Origin of the sequence: Mycolicibacterium pyrenivorans, assembly GCF_025821625.1 — a bacterium.
Classification (GTDB): Bacteria; Actinomycetota; Actinomycetes; order Mycobacteriales; family Mycobacteriaceae; genus Mycobacterium; species Mycobacterium pyrenivorans.
Window position 1 is genome coordinate 108,589 of the sequence record NZ_JACKSH010000237.1, and the last position, 18,503, is coordinate 127,091.

Below are 18,503 nucleotides of genomic sequence, written 5' to 3' on the forward strand. Positions count from 1 at the left end.
CTGGGTAGGAGTTTTCGGTAGGCCAAATATAGGGTAGCCTCCACGAAGTTAGGGCAGCCTGCGCTTAATTCCCGAGGGCGGTCGAGGAGGCTTGGTGGGTGTAACAGCTGCGAGGTCGGAGTCTGTCCGCGATGAGGTGGCCGAACTTCTCGGAGTCCGCCCGGATGAGCTCGATCTCGAGGCCGACCTGATCGCCTCGGGTCTGGATTCCATCCGGATGATGTCGCTGTCGGGACGCTGGCGCAGGCAGGGCATCGACGTGGGATTCGCCGCCCTTGCCGCCAACCCCACCGTGCGGGCGTGGTCGGACCTCCTTGCCGGGCATACCGCGGCGCCAACGGCCGAGCGCCAGCCGGAGACGGCCGACCCGACCGATGACGACGAGCCGTTCCCGCTCGCGCCGATCCAGCACGCGCTGTGGGTGGGGCGCAACGACGATCAGCAACTCGGTGGCGTCGCCGCCCACCTCTACGTCGAATTCGACGGCGATGCCGTGGATCCCGAGCGCTTGCGCGATGCGGCCGCCAAGCTCGCGGCCCGGCATCCGATGCTGCGCGTGGACATCCTGCACGACGGCACCCAGCGCATCGGCGATCGCGGGCTGCCGGTCAAGGTCCACGATCTGCGTGACCTCGAGGTGGCCGCGGCCGAACAGCGGCTCGAAGAGATCCGCGACGCCAAGTCACACCAGCTGATGGACGGCGAGGTGCTGGAGCTCTCTCTGTCGCTGCTGCCGGACGGTCGCACCCGCCTGCACGTCGATCTGGACATGCAGGCCGCCGATGCCGTGAGTTACCGCAACTTCATGTCCGACCTCGCCGTGTTCTACCGCGGCGGCGACCTCCCGGCCCTGGCCTACTCGTACCGCCAATACCGCACCGCGTTGACGGCCGCGGTGCGGGAATCCGACGAGGACCGTCTATGGTGGGCCGAGCGCATCCCGCAGTTGCCGGAAGGCCCTGCGCTGCCACTGGTTCCACGCTCCGAGCAGGCCGACCCCCGACGCGGCACGCGGCGCTGGCACGTCTTCGACGTCCAGACCCGTGACGCGCTGTTCGCCGCGGCGCACCGGCGCGGCATCACCCCCGCCATGGCGGTCGCGGCCTCCTACGCCGGAACGTTGGCGCGGTGGTCGACGAGCCGCAGGTTCCTGCTGAACCTGCCCATGTTCGGTCGCGAGCAGTTCCATCCCGACGTCGACAGGCTGGTCGGCGATTTCACGTCATCGCTGATGCTCGACCTCGACCTGACGACGGCCGACACGCCGCTCAAGCGTGCGCGCGCCGCGCAGGAGACGCTGCACGAAACGGCCCGGCATTCCAGCTACTCAGGACTGTCGGTGCTGCGCGACCTGACCAGGCATCACGGCACCCCGACGCTTGCGCCGTTCGTGTTCACCAGCGCCCTCGGCCTCGGCGACCTGTTCTCCGGCGAGGTGACCGAGCAGTTCGGCAGGCCGGTGTGGACCATCTCGCAGGGGCCCCAGGTGCTGCTCGACGCCCAGGCCACTCCGATCGCCGAGGGGCTGATGATCAACTGGGACGTTCGCGAGGATGCGTTCCGGCCGGGTGTCGCCGACGCGATGTTCGCCTACCACCTCGCCGAGCTCGAGCGCCTGGCCAATGACGAAACTGCCTGGGATGCGGCCGATCTCCCGGCAGTCACGGCGGAACAGCAAGCCGTCCGCACCGCCGTCAACTCGCGTACGGCCCCGCCGAGCGGCGCCGTGCTGCACGACGGCTTCTTCCGCTACGCCGAGGAGCACCCCGACGCCCCCGCGGTGTTCAGCAGCGACGGTGAGCTGACCTACGGCGAACTCCGCGAGCAGGTGCTGGCGGTCGCGGCGGGGCTGGCCGTGGCCGGTGTCCGGCGTGGCGACACCGTTGCGGTGATGGGGCCCAAAAACTTCGAGCAGATCATCGCGCTTCTGGCGATCAGTGCCGCGGGCGCGGTGTATGCGCCCGTCGGGGTCGACCATCCCGCCGAGCGGGCGGCCCGCATGCTGACGAGCGGGACCGTCCGGATGGTGCTGGCCTGCGGTGACGAGCCCATCGCGGGGCGGGTCGGGCTGACCGTCCGGGAGGCCATTCGGGTGGGCAGCCGGGAGACCGGGTTCACGCCCGTTGCCGTCGATCCCGCCGAACTCGGCTACATCCTGTTCACGTCCGGATCCACGGGTGAGCCCAAGGGTGTGGAGATGCCGCACGCGTCGGCCATGAACACCGTCGAGTTCATCAACGCGCACTTCGACATCGGTCCCGAGGACCGGTGCCTGGCGTTGTCGACGCTGGAATGCGACCTGTCGGTGCTCGACGTGTTCGCGATGCTGCGTGCCGGGGGGGCGATCGTCGTCGTCGACGAGGAACACCGCCGCGACCCGGACACGTGGGCGCGGCTGATCGAGCGTCACCGCGTGACGGTGCTGCACTTCATGCCGGGATGGCTGGAGATGCTGCTCGAGGTCGACGGCGATCTGTCGTCCGTGCGCGTGGTGCCCACCGGCGGCGACTGGGTACGGCCGGACATGGTTCGGGCGCTGCGCAAGCGGGCGCCCCACGTGCGGTTCGCCGGCCTCGGGGGCGCCACCGAGACCGCCACGCACAACACGATCTGCGAGGTCGAGGAGATACCGGCGCACTGGACGTCGGTGCCGCTGGGAGTGCCGCTGCCGAACAACGTGTGCCGGGTGGTCGGCGCCGACGGCCGCGACTGTCCCGACTGGGTGCCCGGCGAACTGTGGGTCGGCGGGCGCGGCATCGCACGCGGCTACTGCGCCCGCCCGGATCTGACCGCTGAGCGTTTCGTCGAGTACGAGGGCAGGTCCTGGTACCGCACCGGCGATCTGGTTCGCTACCTGCCCGACGGTGTCATCGAGTTCGTGGGTCGCGCCGATCACCGGATCAAGGTGAGTGGCTACCGGGTCGAACTCGGGGACGTCGAGGCGGCGCTGCGCCGGGTTCCCGGCCTCGACGGGGCCGTCGCGGCCGTGATCCCCACCGACGGTGGCCGCGACGTGCTCGCAGCGCTGGTGTCAGGCGAGGCGGGCCCCCCGGGGATCGACGTCCGCGACATCGCGACCGCGATGGCCGACCTGGTTGCACCACAACTGATTCCGCAGATCATCACCGCCGTGGAACACATTCCGTACACGGTCGGCGGCAAGATCGACCGGGCCGCGGCCACCCGCCTGCTCGAAGCCGCCGACGCACCCGCCGGCGTCGGCTACCGGGCCCCGGCCGGCCCGTTGGAGTCCGCGCTGGCCGGGATCATCGGCGAGGTCCTCGGCCGCACCGATTCACAACCGCCCGTGGGAGCCGACGACGACTTCTTCGCCATCGGCGGGGATTCGGTGCTGGCCACCCAGGTGGTGGCCAGGATCCGGACCTGGCTGGACACACCGACGGCGATGGTCGCCGACATCTTCGCCACCCGCACCGTCGCGGCTCTGGCGGCCCGCCTCACCGCAGACGAACCCGACGGGAACCGGCTGGCCGAGGTGGCCGAGCTGTACCTGGAAGTCGCCGAGATGGACAGCGCCGACGTCGTATCGGCTCTCGAGACCAGCGCGGCACCTGCTCGATGATCGGCGAACAAAGCCAGCTCGATCTCAAGCCGTGGATCAAGCGGTTTCCCGGTGAACAGGGAACCGTCCGGGATGGCGTGGGCGAGCATGCGGCGACAATCGTGTTCCCCCACGCCGGCGGCGCCGCCGCGGCCTACCGCGGCTTCGCCCTGGCGCTGGCGGCCCGCGGCGTCGACACCTACATCGTGCAGTACCCGCAGCGCGGTGAACGACTGGCCGACCCGGCAGCCGAAACCGTCGCCGGCCTGGCGGCCGAGATCCTCGGCGCCGCGGACTGGGCCCGGCTGGGTCCGCTGCGCCTGTTCGGGCATTGCATGGGTGCGCTCGTGGGGTTCGAGTTCACCCGGTTGGCCGAGCATCACGGCATCACCGTCCGGGAGCTGTGGGCGTCGGCGAGCCAGGCGCCCTGCACCGTCGCCGGCTCCCGCCCGGTGCCCACCACGGACCGCGAAATTCTGGCCGACATCGTCGAACTCGGTGGCACCGACGCCAGCCTGCTCGACGACGAGGACTTCCTCGAACTGCTCCTTCCCGCGGTCCGCGCCGACTACCGGGCCTTCAACCGCTACTCCTGTGACCGCACCGTCCGGATCGGCGCCGACATCCACACCGTCGGGGGTCGTGACGACCATCGCGTCGAGCTGGACCTGCTGCGCCAGTGGGAGTCCCACACCGATGCGGCGTTCACCTTCACGCTCTTCGACGGCGGTCACTTCTACGTCGACGACCATCTCGACGAGGTCGCCGAGCTGGTGAGCTGCACATGACCGACGCGGTTGTGATCGTCGGGATGGCGCTCGAGGCGCCAGGAGGTGTCGACAACGCCGACGACTACTGGACCCTGCTCGCCGAGCAGCGTGAAGCGCTGACGCCCTTCCCCGCCGACCGGGGGTGGCCGGTGCGCGACCTGCTCGACGGCTCCCGGCGCGACGGCTTCAAACGCATCCACGACCTCGGTGGATTCCTCACCGGCGCAGGCACGTTCGACGCCGAGTTCTTCGCGATCTCCCGGCGCGAGGCCGTCGCCATGGATCCCCAGCAGCGGGTCGCGCTACGGGTCGCGTGGCGTGCGCTGGAGGATGCCGCCATCAACCCCGACGATCTTGCCGGCCACGACGTCGGCTGCTACGTCGGCGCCTCCGACATGCGCTACGGACCGGCGATGGCCGACTTCTCGCACCACAGCGGGCATCTGATCACGGGAACGTCGCTCGGTGTCATCTCCGGGCGCATCGCCTACACGCTGGGGCTGGCGGGTCCGGCGATGACCGTGGACACCTCCTGCTCCTCGGCGCTGTCCGCGTTTCACGTCGCAGTGCAGGCGCTCAGGTCCGGCGACTGCGACCTGGCGCTGGCAGGCGGGGTCTGCGTGATGGGCTCGCCCGGCTACTTCGTGGAGTTCTCCAAGCAGCACGCGCTGTCCGACGACGGTCACTGCCGTCCCTACAGCGCCCACGCGAGCGGGACGGTGTGGGCCGAAGGGGCCGCGATGTTCGTCCTGCAGCGCAAGTCGGCGGCGCTGCGGGACCGTCGCCCGATCCTCGGCGAGGTCAGGGCCAGCTGCGTCAATCAGGACGGCAGATCGGTCGGGCTGACGGCTCCCAGTCCGGAGGCGCAGGTCCGACTGTTCCGTCGGGCGCTGGCCGCGGCGGGTGTCGCCGTCGACGAGGTGGGCATGGTGGAGGGTCACGGCACCGGCACCCACGTCGGCGACCGCGTCGAACTGAACTCGTTGGCCGCCACCTACGGGGCAGGCACACCAGGGCGGGGGCCGCTGCTGGGGTCGGTCAAGTCGAACGTCGGGCATACGCAGGCCGCCGCGGGTGCGCTCGGGCTGGCCAAGGTGCTGCTGGCCGCCGAGCACGCCGCCGTGCCCGCGACCCTGCACGTCGATGACCGCAGTCGCGAAATCGACTGGGAAGTACAGGGTCTGCGGCTCGCGGAGAAGCTGACGCCGTGGCCGGCGGCCAATGGTGAGCGGCTCGGCGCGGTATCGGCGTTCGGCATGAGCGGCACCAACACCCACGTCGTCGTCGCCGTGCCCGAGCGTGACCGGGAAGGCAGGGCGGCCTGATGTCTTCCAGCCTGCTGCCCGACGGCCGGGTCGCAGTCCTGCTGAGCGCTCACGGCGAGGAGCTGCTCGCCACCGACGCGACCGCGATCCGCGACTACCTCGACCGCACCGGATGCGCTGTCGCACGGGTGGCGGCGCACCTGGCCGCAACCCGGCGGGTGCGGCGCCATCGCGTCGTCATCCGGGCCGCCGACCGCGACGAACTCGCCGCAGCCCTCGGCGCCGTCGCGCAGGGCCTGGAGCACCCGCTCGTCGAACGCTCCTCGCGACGGGCCGGCACCCGCATCGCGTTCGTGTTCCCCGGTCAGGGCAGTCAGTGGCCGGGGATGGGTGCCGAGGCCTACCGGCAGCTGCCCGGCTACCGTGCCGAGGCCGACCGGCTCGACGCCGCCTTCCTGGCGGCCGGGTTGCCGTCGCCACTACCGTTCCTGACCGGCGAATCGGCCCCCGATGTGGTGTCGCAGAGCGAACTTCAGGGCGCACAGTTCGTCCACGCGGTCGCGCTGACGTCGGTGTGGCGGTCGTGCGGCATCGTCCCCGACCTGACCGTCGGCCACAGCCTCGGCGAAATCGCCGCCGCCTACGTGGCCGAGACCATCACACTGCGCGACGCCGTCGCCGTGCTCGCCGCGCGAGCACACGCGATCGAGAGCATCCCCGGCAGAAACGGCGTGGCGGTTCTCGGCGTCGACCCCACGAGGGCTGCCGAACTGATCGCCGCGACCCCGGGATGGCTGGAGCTGTCGGCGGTCAACGCCGCGGAATCGGTCGCCGTGGCGGGGGAGCGCGACGCCGTCTCCCGCATCGCCGCGGCCGCCACCGGCCACGGCGCCTTCGCCAGGGAACTCGCGATGAGCTTCCCGGCCCACACCACCGCGATGGAACCCCGGCGCGAAGAGCTGCTGCGGCGGCTGCCGACATCGGTGTTCGCGGACTCCGCGGTGCAGTTCATCGGATCGGCGACCGGTGCCGTCGTCGCCGCGGGCACCGAGTTCGGGCCCTACTGGTATGCCAACCTGCGCAACACGATCCGCTTCGACCGGGCCGCACAGACCGCGATCGCCTGCGGCGCAGAGGTGTTCCTCGAGATGTCGGCGCATCCGTCGCTGCTGTTCGCCGTCGAGGACGCGAGGGAACGCGTACTGGGCGGGGCCGAACCGGCTGTTCTCCTGGGCTCGGGGCACCGTGACGAACCGCCGGTCGACCGCCTCGCGTCCAACATCGCCGCGGCCGCTGTCGCCGACCCCGGCTACCGGTGGACCGACCTGCTCGGCACCCGGCCTGCACCGCTGCGTGGCTTCCCCGGCGCGCCGATGCGGGCCGAACACCTCTGGGCGGCAACCGAACCCCTGCCCCCCGTGCCGGGCCTGACCGTCACCGCCGAGACGTGGCGGCGGCAACCGCCGCGCAGCGTCCCGCCGGACCGCGCCCGCTCGGTGGCAGTAATCGACCTGGGCAGCGCCGGGCCGCTGTCGGAAGCGATCCGTGACGCCATCGAGGCCCACCGTGGGGCGGTGCTCACCGCGGCCGCCGATGCCGACGTCCTCGTCGCCGTCGCGTCCACGCTCGCCCGGGCCGACACCGTCGCCGCCGTGACCGACCTCGCCGGGCGGATCGACACCGGCCTGCTGGACTACGTCGAGACGGTCGGTGCCCGCTGCCGCGACGTCTGGCTGGTCACCGCGGGCGCCGAACGAGTCGGGCCGTTCGACCCCGTCGCCGATCCCGCGCAGGCGGCGCTGGCGGCGATGCATCGTAGCCTCGGCTTCGAATGCCCCGACCAGGGTTTCCACCACGTGGACCTGCCCGCGACCAGCGCGCACGACGCCGACGCCGGGATGCTCGCCGAGGTGGTGCAGGTGGTGCTGGCCGACACCGGCGAGATGGCGTTGCGCGACAACGGAACAGCAACCGCCGTGTATCGGCGGACGCTCGGTGACGACGCGTCGTCGGTGCCGCCCTGGCCGCTGGACGCCTGCGTGCTGGACAACGTCGTGATCACCGGTGGCTCCGGCGCGATCGGGCTGAGCTTCGCGAGAACTCTGGCCGCCCACGGCGCGAGACGCATCGTGCTGCTCAGCCGGCACGGCGCGGACGCCGCGCTGCTGGACCGGCTCACCGTCGAGCACGGCGTCGACGTCGTCGCGCCACCGTGCGACATCACCGACGCCGAGGCGCTGTCTGCCACCGCGGCCGCCCACGCGTGCGGTGACGCGACGCTGGTCGTGCACGCTGCGGGAACCGCCTCCTTCGCCGACCGCAAGGACATCACCGGCCGATCACTGATCGACATGTCGGCGGCCAAGATCACCGGGCTCGAACACCTGATCCGAGCCTGGCCGATGCACGCCGACGCACGAATCCTGCTGTGCTCCTCGGTGACCGGGGTGTGGGGCGGCAAAGGTATGGCCGCTTATGCCGCGGCCAACCGGCTGCTCGACGTGACGGCGGGCCGTCTGCGCGCCGAAGGGCGCCGCTGCGTCGCGGTGCGATGGGGCCTGTGGGAGGGCAGCGGCATCGTCGACGCCGCCGAGATCGCACGCGTCGAGCGCACCGGTCTGCGGCAGATGACACCGGCACTCGCCGTGGAAGCCGCCCTGTACGACTATCCGGACGACCCGCTGGTGCTGGCGGCCGATCCGAATCGGCTGCAGGCTTTCTTCGGAAGCGCCGACAGCGGGCTTCCGGCGACGCCCGCGGCACCGCAACCCGGGGAGACGATGGCGGCACCGGAGGCGGTGCGAAGCCAACTGGCCGTCGTGCTCGACGTCGAGGCCCCGCTGCTGGATCTCGACGCCTCGCTGTTCGATCTCGGTGTCGACTCGTTGCTCGCGTTGGACCTGCGTAAGCGACTGAAACGGCTGACGGGCCGGACGGTGCCGCTGGCGAAGCTGCTCGGGGGGATCACAGGCACCGATCTGATCGCCGACCTCGTGGACCAAGGATCGACAGAGACGAAAGAGACGGGAAACGTCGCGTGACTGACATCGACACCGGAGCGCGGCTCGACGAACAGCGGCTGGAACTGCTGCGCCGCAGGCTGAACGAGCGCGGCCTCAGATCGGTGCCTGCTCCGGTGGACACCGCCGACGATTCCACGGCGTCGCCGTTGACCGAGGGTCAACTGCGGATGTGGTTCGTGCACGCCGCGGATCCCAGCAGCGCCCTGTTGAACGTGTGCCTGTCGTACCGCATCACCGGCGAGGTCGACACCGACCGGCTGCATGAGGCCGTCAACGCGGTCGCCCGGCGGCACCGCGTGCTTCGCACCACGTACCGCACCGAGGTCACCGGATCCGGCGGCGACACCGGCATTCCGGTCCCGACGGTTCATCGGAACCTCGAGCCCGGCTGGGCCGAGCACGACCTGAGGGACCTGTCCGAGCGTGCGCGACAGCTGCGGCTCGAGGTGCTGGCGCAGCGGGAGTTCGCCGCGCCGTTCGACCTGAGTGCCGACTCGCCGTTGCGCATCACCGTGATCCGCACGGGCCCAACGGAACTCGTGATGCTGCTGGTCGCCCATCACATCGCCTGGGACGACGGCTCCTGGGAGGTGTTCTTCGCCGACCTCACCCGCGCCTACACCGGGGCGCCCCTCGAGGGGCTCCACGGCGTTGGGGGAACCGCGTTGCTGCCCGGCGCCGGGTCCGACGAGGCCGATCTGGAGTACTGGCGAGGCGTCATGGCCGATCCGCCGGAACCGTTGGAACTGCCCGGCCCGATGGGGTCGGCCGTGCCGACGAGCTGGCGGTCGCAGCGCACCACGCTGCGGCTCGGCGGCGACGTCGCCGACCGCGTCACCGCGATGGCCAACGACGCGGGCGCCACCCCGTATGCGGTGCTGCTGGCGGTGTTCGGTGCGCTCGTGCACCGGTACAGCCACGTCGACGATTTCCTGGTGGCGACGCCGGTGCTGAACCGCTCCGATGGCGCCGAGAACGTCATCGGATACTTCGGCAACACGGTGGCGATGCGGCTGCGGCCGCGACCGGAGAGCACGTTCCGCGAGTTCCTGGCCGAGACCACCGACACCGCACTGGCTGCGTTCGCCCATCAGCGCATCGGCCTGGACCGGATGGTGCGTGAGCTCAACCCCGACCGCCGCCACGGCGCCGAACGCATGACCCGGGTCAGCTTCGGGTTTCGCGGGCCCGACCGCTTCGGGTTCACGCCGCCGGGCGTGACCTGCCAACGCGCCGAGCTGCGCGCCCACCTGACCCATCTGCCGCTGGGGATCATGGTCGAATTCGATTCTGCGGGAATCGACGTCGAGCTCGAACACCTGGTGGAGATCATCGAACCCAGGCTGGCCAAACAGCTCATCGATCACTATGCGGTGCTGCTGACCAGCGCGCTGGCCCGACCCGACACCCCGCTGAGCCGGCTGGAACTGATGAGCGCCGAGGACGCCGAATGGCTGCGCGAGGTGTCCCACGGCGAGGAATTCCACACTCCGCCCGCGACTCTCACGGATCTGGTCGAGGCGCAGGTCGCCCGGACACCCGACGCGACCGCGGTGGTGTACGAAGGCCGCCACTACACCTACCGGGAGATCAACGAGGAGGCCAACCGCGTCGCGCACTGGCTGATCGGCCAGGGCATCGGCGCCGAGGACCGGGTCGCCGTACTTCTCGACAAGTCACCCGAACTGGTCGTTACGGCGCTCGGCGTCCTCAAGGCGGGCGCGGTGTACCTGCCTGTCGATCCCACCTACCCGCAGGACCGACTGGACTTCATCCTGGGCGACTGCGACGCGAAACTGGCTGTGCGGGAGCCGGTGACGGGACTCGGCGGATACCGGTGCGACGATCCCGCCGACACCGACCGGGTGCGTCCGGTGCGGCCGGACAACACCGCCTACCTCATCTACACCTCCGGGTCCACGGGTCTGCCCAAGGGCGTGCCGGTGCCGCACCGGCCGGTCGCTGAGTACTTCGTGTGGTTCAAGGGCGACTACCAGGTCGACGCGACTGACCGGCTGCTGCAGGTCGCCTCGCCCAGCTTCGACGTGTCCATCGCCGAGGTGTTCGGAACGCTGTCGTGCGGTGCCCGGCTGGTGATCCATCGCCCCGACGGGCTGCGCGACATCGGGTATCTCACCGAGCTGCTGCGCAACGAGGGCATCACCGCGATGCACTTCGTGCCGTCGCTTCTCGGGCTGTTCCTGTCGTTGCCCGGCGTGAACCAGTGGCGGACACTGCAGCGGGTGCCGATCGGTGGCGAAGCGCTTCCCGGTGAGGTGGCCGACAAGTTCCACGCCACATTCGACGCTCTGCTGCACAACTTCTACGGCCCCACCGAGACGGTCATCAACGCCTCCCGGTTCAAGGTCGAGGGCAGGCAGGGCACCCGCATCGTGCCCATCGGCAAGCCCAAGATCAACACCGCGCTGCACCTGCTCGACGACGCCCTGCAACCGGTTCCCGTCGGCTCGATCGGCGAGATCTACATCGGCGGAACGCATGTCGCCAACGGGTACCACCGCAGGCCCGCCCTGACCGCGGAGCGGTTCGTCGCGGATCCGTTCACCCCGGGCGCCCGGATGTACCGCTCGGGTGACCTCGCGCGACGAAACGCCGACGGCGACGTCGAGTTCGTCGGACGCGCCGACGAGCAGGTCAAGATCCGCGGGTTCCGCATCGAACTCGGTGACGTCGCCGCGGCGATCACGGTCGATCCCAGCGTCGGGCAGGCCGTCGTGGTGGTCAGCGACCTGCCCAACCTCGGCAAGAGCCTGGTGGGTTACCTGACCCCGGCCGACGGAGAGACCGTCGACGTCGTCCGGGTCCGCGCCAGGGTCGCGGCGGCGCTGCCCGAGTACATGACGCCCGCAGGCTACGTCGTCGTCGACACGATCCCGATCACCGCGCACGGCAAGATCGACCGCGCGGCGCTGCCCGAGCCGGAGATCGCCACTGTCACCGAGTTCCGCGCGCCCGCCACCGACACCGAACGGCACCTCGCGGAGGTGTTCGCCGGTCTGCTCGGCCACGAGTCGGTCGGCGCCGACGACTCGTTCTTCGACCTCGGCGGGCACTCGCTGCTGGCCACCAAGCTGGTCGCCGAACTGCGTTCACGATTCGGCGTCGACGTCGGGGTGCGCGACATCTTCGAACTCGGCACGGTCGCGCGGCTGGCCGCCCATCTCGACGTGCTGGCCGGCGGCGAGCCCGGTACCACGCGGCCCCGGCTGGTCGCGACGTCCCAGGACGGCCCGGCGCCGCTGTCGTCTTCTCAGCTGCGGTCCTGGTTCGGTTATCGCATCGAGGGCCCCAGCCCGATCAACAACATCCCGTTCGCCGCGCGGCTGTCGGGTCCGTGCGATGTCGAGGCGTTCGTGGCCGCCATCCGCGACGTGGTCGACAGGCATGCCGTCCTACGCACGACCTACCGCGAGATCGACGGGACCGCCTACCAGATCGTCAACCCGCCCGCCGACATCACCGTCCGCCGGGCCCGCGGCGACAGTGAGGAATGGCTGCAGTCCGAGCTGGAGCGCGAACGCAAGCACGCCTTCGACCTGGAGCGGGACTGGCCGATCCGGGCGGCGGTCCTGGGGATCACCGGCGCATCAGGCGCCGAGGAACACGTGCTGTCGCTGGTGATCCACCACATCGCCGGTGACCACTGGTCAGGCGGCGTGCTGTTCACCGATCTCGTCACGGCCTACCGGGCCAGGAAGAGCGGCCGGAGTCCCGGCTGGGCACCGTTGCCCGTCCAATACACCGACTACGCCGCCTGGCAGGCGAGCGTGCTGAGCGACGACGCGGGAATCGTCGAGCCGCAACGCGAATACTGGCGACGTCAGCTCGAGGGTGCTCCCGTGGAGGCGGGCCTGCCGCCGGACTTCGCGCGTCCGCGGTTGCCCAGCGGGAAGGGTGACGCGGTCCAGTTCACCATCGACGGAGCCACCAGGGACAAGCTGGCGGCGCTGTGCCGCGAACTCGGCATCACCGAGTTCATGCTCCTGCAGGCAGCCGTGGCCGTCGTGCTGTACAAGGCAGGCGGCGGTCCCGACATCCCGCTGGGCACCCCGGTGGCCGGCCGTTCCGAGTCCGAACTGGAACAGCTGGTCGGCTTCTTCGTCAACTTCGTGGTGCTGCGAAATGACCTGAGCGGCAACCCCACGGTGCGCGAGGTGCTGACGCGGGCCCGCGACACGGCGCTGTCGGCCTACTCGAACCAGGACCTGCCGTTCGAGCAGATCGTCGACGCGGTCAACCCGCCGCGAACCCTGGCGCGCAACCCCCTGTTCCAGGTGGTCGTGCACGTCCGCGAGCAGCTGCTCCAGCGGCAGATGATCGACACCGACACCGAATTCACAGCACTGGAGCCGACATTCGACATCGCCCAGGCGGACCTGTCGCTGAACTTCCTGGCCGACCAGGGATCCGGGGGAGTCGGCTACCGCGGCTACCTGATCTACCGGCCCGAGCTGTACGCCCGGCGCACCGTGGAGCGCCTCGCGGGCTGGCTGAGCCGCGTGATCACGGAGTTCGCCGATCACCCAGATCGCACGCTACGCGACGTGGAGATCCTGGAAAGTGCGGAGAAGGAACGGATTCTGGGCGAGTGGAGCACCGCCGCGGGACTCACCCAGGCGTACGTCCTCGACGAAGCACTCGCCCCGGTCCCGGTGGGTGTGCTCGGCGATCTCTACCTGTCCGGCGGCCCGTTCTCCGGCGCGAGCTGGCATCGCCCCGACGATCCGGCGGCCCGCCTGGTGCCGGATCCGTTCCGGGGTGAGTCGGGTGCGCAGCTTTACCGCACCGCCGACCGGGCCAGGTGGAGCGACGACGGCCGGCTGGAGATCGTCGGTGGTGATGTCCGGGCCGGGTGCGCCGTCGTGGACACCCGGGAAAGTCCCCCGGTGGAGTGGGAGGCGCCCCGGACCGACACCGAAACCACGCTTGCCGAACTGCTCGCCGATCTGCTCGGCGCCGAGGACGTCGGGCGCCACGACGACTTCTTCGGCCTGGGCGGGGACAGCGTGCTGGCCGTGCAGCTGGCCGCCCGGGCCCGCGACGCCGGGCTGGCTCTGACCGCGCGAATGGTGTTCGAACACCCCGCGGTTCAGCAGCTCGCGACCGCGATCGACGAGGCCGCAGGCGGCACAACGACCGAGGAGCCCGAAGACACCCACCACGCACCGATGTCGGCCTCCGGACTGTCCGAGGCCGAACTGGCCGAACTGACCGCCGCGTGGAGCACCCCCCAGGGCGGCGCCTGATGAAGGTCGCTCCCGAATGACGCAAGCCGAACCGAAGGTCCAGCCACCCGCCATCGAGGACGTCCTGGCGTTGAGCCCGCTCCAACAGGGGCTCTTCTCGATGGCGGCGCTGACCGAGGGCACCGCCGGCGACGCCGACCCGTACCTCATCGCGATGGCCGCCGACGTCAGGGGCTCGCTGGACGTCGATCTGCTCCGCGAGTGCACGGCACAGCTGCTGGCGCGCCACGCCAACCTGAGGGCTAGCTTCGTCCAGGGCAACCTCAGCCGCGCGGTCCAGGTGATCCCGAACCGCGTGGACCTGCCGTGGCGGCACGTGACCGTGACTTCGGACGACGCTGTGGGCACTCTCGAATCAGCGGAGCGGGCAAGGGCTTTCGATCTCGCACGCGGCCCGGTGATCCGGTTCCTGCTGATCGAGGCGCCGAATCGATGGCGATTCGTCGTCACCGCCCACCACATCGTGATCGACGGGTGGTCGCTGCCGCTGTTCATGGGTGAGCTCGTCACGCTGTACCGCGCGGGCGGCCACACCGCCGCGCTGCCCGAACCACCGCGGCCCTATCGCGACTACATCGGCTGGCTCGCCGGTCGCGACCAGAACGCCAGCCGCGAGATGTGGCGGCGCCACCTGGCCGGCGTGGACGCGCCGACCCTGCTCACCCCGGCCCTGACCGCGGCGGCCCCACCTGCGGGCCGGCCGCGGCTGACCGAGGTGACGCTCGACGCCGAGGCCACCCGGCAGCTGGCCGACGCGGCCCGAAGCCGCGGTATCACGATGAACACCCTCGTCCAAATGGCCTGGGCCACAGTCGTAGCGGTGATCACCGACCGTGTCGACGTGACGTTCGGGGTGACGGTCTCCGGGCGCCCCGGCGAACTGGCGGGCGTGGAGCGCATGGTGGGGCTGTTCATCAACACCGTCCCGCTGCGGGTGCGACTGGACCCTGCGGTGGCGACCCGTACCCAGTGCCTGGCCCTGCAGCGCGAAGCCGCCGCGCTGGGCGAGCACAGTTACCTCAGCCATTCCGACATGCGTGCGCTCGCCGGGATCGGCGAGATGTTCGACACCCTGTTGGTGTACGAGAACTTCCCGCCGGGCGGAGTGGTCGGCACCCGGGAGTTCCCCGCCAACGGAGCCGTGTTCGTCCCTGCGGCGCTCGAGAGCCTGTCCCATTTCCCCGTCACGATCGCCGCACACCTCGCCGGCGACGAGCTCACGCTGTTCGTCGAGCTGCTCGACGGAGCGCTCGGTCCGTTGCGCCCCGAGGTGCTCGGCAGGCGCATCCTGCACACCGCGCAACGGCTGATCGGATGCTGGGACAGGCCACTGCGCGACGTCGGCATCCTGCTCCCGTCGGAGGGAGAACCGGAGCCCGCACGCAGCATCGCCCACCGGTCACCGGTCACCGGAGTGCACACCAGATTCACCGACATCGCGGGCAGCCGGCTCGGGTCGGAGGCGTTGACGTGGGCCGACGGCACGATGACCTACCGTGAGCTCGACGAGGCCGCCGACCGCCTCGCCGCCGCGCTGCTCGACGCGGGGGTGACCGCGGAGACCCCGGTCGCCGTGATGCTCTCCCGCGGACCGGATTACGTCATCGCGATGCTGGCCGTGCTGAAGGCCGGGGCGATGATCGTGCCGCTGGACCCGTCGACGCCCGGCGAGCGGGTCGCCGACATCCTCGACCAATCGGGGGCACGCGTGGTCATCGACGAGGCATTCGCCGCCTCGGCTCCCACCGACCCGCCGCCGACATACCGGCCTGCGGAAGTGCCTGCCTCACAAGCCGCCTACGCGGTCTTCACCTCGGGCACGACGGGCAGGCCCAAGGGTGTCGTCGGCACCCACGGTGCCGTGCTCGCCTACGCCGAGGACCATGCCGAACACGTGCTGCGACCCGCGTCCGCCCGCCTGGGCCGCCCGCTGCGCGTCGCCCACGCCTGGTCGTTCACGTTCGACGCCGCCTGGCAGCCGCTCGCCGCGCTGCTCGACGGACACGCGGTGCACATCGTCGGCGACGAATCACAGCGCGACGCAGAGGCTCTCGTCGAGACCATCGGCCGATTCGGGATCGACATGCTCGACACCACGCCGTCGATGTTCGCCCAACTCCACGACGTCGGTCTGCTCAGCACGGTGCCGCTGGCAGTGCTCGCGCTCGGCGGCGAGGCCGTCGGCGTTGCGACGTGGCGGCTGATCGGCGACGAGTGCGCCCGCACCGGGATGACCGCGTTCAACTGCTACGGGCCGACGGAGACCACGGTGGAAGCCGTGGTCGCCGCGATCGACCGCTACGAGCGACCGTCGATCGGACGCCCGACGCAGACGACCCGCGCATACGTGCTCGACACATGGCTGCGCCCGGTGCCCGACGGGGTGGCCGGCGAGTTGTACCTGTCGGGAGATCAGCTCACCCGCGGCTACCTCGGACGCACCGCCGAGACAGCGAGCCGATTCGTCGCCGACCCGTTCGCCGCGGGCGGCCGGATGTACCGCACCGGTGACGTGGTGCGGCGCGGACCCGACGGCGGATTGCAGTTCCTCGGCCGCGCCGACGACCAGGTCAAGATCCGTGGCTTCCGCGTCGAGCCGGGGGAGATCGCGGCCGTGCTGCAGGGCCATCCCGGCGTGCGCGACGCTCACGTCGTCGTGGGCCGGCGCGGGCGGGGGCCGTGGCTGACGGCCTACGCCGTCGGCGGCGCGCAACCGCCGCCGGTCGCGGAACTGCGGGCCCTGATGGCGACGCGGTTGCCGCGCTACATGGTTCCGCAACAACTCGTCCTCACCGACGAGCTTCCGTTGACCGCCCACGGGAAGATCGACGAAACCGCACTGGCGGCACTCACCGTCCGCGACACCCCGTCGGCGCTGCCGGAGACCCCCACCGAGACCGCACTGGCCGACCTGCTCGCCGAGGTGCTCGACGGCGAACTCGCCGGCGACGGGGCCGGGGTGACCACCGACTTCCTCGAGATGGGTCTCGACAGCATCGTGGCGCTGACGATGGTGCAGGCGGCCCGCCGCCGGGGCATCGATATGCGGGCGCGTTTGATGTTGGAGTGCAGCAACATTCGTGAACTCGCCGCGGCGATCGACGCCGCCGAGCATGACCACGCGCCCGCGCCGCTGACCCCCGAGCGCTACGGGGTCGTCACACCCGCACCCATCGTGTCGTGGATGTACGAGTACGGGAACTTCCGCCGGTTCACGCAGAACGTGCTGATCGCCGTGCCGTCGGGAATGACCCGGCGCCGGCTGGAGGAGATACTCCAGGCACTGCTGGACCGCCACGACATGCTGCGCGCGGTGCTCGACCTCGACGGCAGCGGGTACCGCTTACGCACCCGTCCGCTCGGCGCGGTCCGCGCCGGCGACGTCCTGGCCCGGGTCGACACCGGGATCGGCACCGGGATCGACACCGTCGATCGAGACGCCATCGCTCAAGACACCATCGCTCAAGACGCCGTCGCCGCGGAAGCTGCTGCCGCCCTTGACCGTATCGACCCCACTACCGGTTCCATGCTGGAGGCCGTCTGGTTCAGCGGGGAACCGTCCGCGCTGATGCTGTGCGTGCACCACCTCGCGACCGACGTCGTGTCGTGGTATGTCCTCCTCGGCGCCCTCGGGCAACTGGCCGGCGAGATCGCGGCAGGCCAGACCCCCGGCCAGGCCGTCGAATACACCACCTACCGGCAGTGGTGCGCACTGCTCGAGCAGCGCGGCCGGTCGCAGGAGGTGGCCCGGCAGCACGAGTACTGGACCCGTCAACTCGCCGCCCCCGACCCGGTCCTGGGCAGCAGGCTGCCCGACCCGACACGGGACACCTGGGCGTCGACGCGGCTGACGGACGTCCTCACCGACACCGACACGACGCGCACCATCCTGAACCGGTTGGACGGCGCGGGAATCGAGATGCGCGACTTCCTGCTCACCGCGCTGACGATGACCGTTGCGTCGTGGCGGGTCTCCCGCGGCCAGCCGGCGCATCACGGCGCGCTGATCGCGCTCGAAGGCCACGGCCGTGAGGATGTCGTCGTCGGCGGTTCGGAGGGATCGGTCGACACCTCGGCCACCGTCGGATGGTTCACCTCGGTGTACCCGGTGCGGCTCGGGGCGGGTGAGGCGGCCGTCGACGTCGACACCGCCGAGCGCAACCCGGCCGCGGCCCGAACCCTGCTGCGCGCGGTGACCCAGCAGCTCGCCGGGGTGCCCAACCGGGGTCTGGACTACGGGCTGTTGCGATACCCGCAACAGCGTCGGACGACCGACGACGCCGTGCTGGCCGGCTTCCCCGGTCCGCAGCTGGAATTCAACTACGTCGGCCGCTACGACCTGAGCGCGGACCGGGCGGCCGCCGGCTGGTCGTTGATCACCGACAGCTCCCTCAACGCGCGGATGCCGACCGCGCCCGAACCCGATCTGCCACTGCGTTATACGTTCGACGTGATCTCGGTCGTGCACGGCAGTGCAGATGGCCCGCAGCTGCGCACCAGCTGGCGATGGAGCGATGTGTTGTCGACCGCCGCGGACGTCGACCGGATCGCCGATCACTGGCGGCGCGCTGTCACCGTCCTCGGAGAGGCGTTATGACCACCGTCCTCGGAGAGGC

The 18,503-nt window shown here is 70.7% G+C and carries 6 protein-coding genes; all 6 read left to right on the forward strand.

From position 1 onward, the window contains the following. The first annotated feature begins 94 nt into the window (after positions 1-94). The 6 genes from H7I57_RS25915 to H7I57_RS25940 are packed head-to-tail and all read left to right on the forward strand — an operon-like array spanning position 95 to position 18,484. Positions 95-3,583, forward strand: coding sequence for a non-ribosomal peptide synthetase (locus tag H7I57_RS25915; protein ID WP_264027067.1), 3,489 nt, complete (start codon positions 95-97; stop codon positions 3,581-3,583). Then, on the forward strand, positions 3,580-4,350 hold the full coding sequence (locus H7I57_RS25920) for a thioesterase II family protein (RefSeq protein WP_264027068.1): 771 nt from the start codon (positions 3,580-3,582) through the stop codon (positions 4,348-4,350). The genes H7I57_RS25915 and H7I57_RS25920 overlap by 4 nt, the downstream gene beginning before the upstream one ends. Next, positions 4,347-5,657 (forward strand): beta-ketoacyl [acyl carrier protein] synthase domain-containing protein, encoded by a 1,311-nt coding sequence (locus tag H7I57_RS25925; RefSeq protein ID WP_372510414.1) that lies wholly within the window; start codon positions 4,347-4,349, stop codon positions 5,655-5,657. Before H7I57_RS25920 ends, H7I57_RS25925 begins: the two co-directional genes overlap by 4 nt. Next, entirely contained in the window at positions 5,657-8,638 is a 2,982-nt protein-coding gene (gene mbtD / locus H7I57_RS25930; protein ID WP_264027069.1) for a mycobactin polyketide synthase MbtD, read from the forward strand. Before H7I57_RS25925 ends, mbtD begins: the two co-directional genes overlap by 1 nt. Further along, a complete protein-coding gene (locus H7I57_RS25935) occupies positions 8,635-13,887 on the forward strand; it encodes a non-ribosomal peptide synthetase (protein WP_264027070.1) in 5,253 nt (1,750 codons plus the stop codon). The genes mbtD and H7I57_RS25935 overlap by 4 nt, the downstream gene beginning before the upstream one ends. 16 nt (positions 13,888-13,903) lie before the next feature. Further along, positions 13,904-18,484 carry a non-ribosomal peptide synthetase gene (locus tag H7I57_RS25940; RefSeq protein WP_264027071.1) on the forward strand — a complete coding sequence of 1,527 codons (4,581 nt, stop codon included), beginning with the start codon at positions 13,904-13,906 and terminating at the stop codon, positions 18,482-18,484. Positions 18,485-18,503 lie beyond the last annotated feature (19 nt).

Coding starts and splice junctions, on each gene's coding strand:
- H7I57_RS25920 (WP_264027068.1), top strand. CDS start 3,580: ATGATCGGCGAACAAAGCCAGCTCGATCTCAAGCCGTGGATCAAGCGG.
- H7I57_RS25925 (WP_372510414.1), top strand. CDS start 4,347: ATGACCGACGCGGTTGTGATCGTCGGGATGGCGCTCGAGGCGCCAGGA.
- mbtD (WP_264027069.1), top strand. CDS start 5,657: ATGTCTTCCAGCCTGCTGCCCGACGGCCGGGTCGCAGTCCTGCTGAGC.
- H7I57_RS25940 (WP_264027071.1), top strand. CDS start 13,904: ATGACGCAAGCCGAACCGAAGGTCCAGCCACCCGCCATCGAGGACGTC.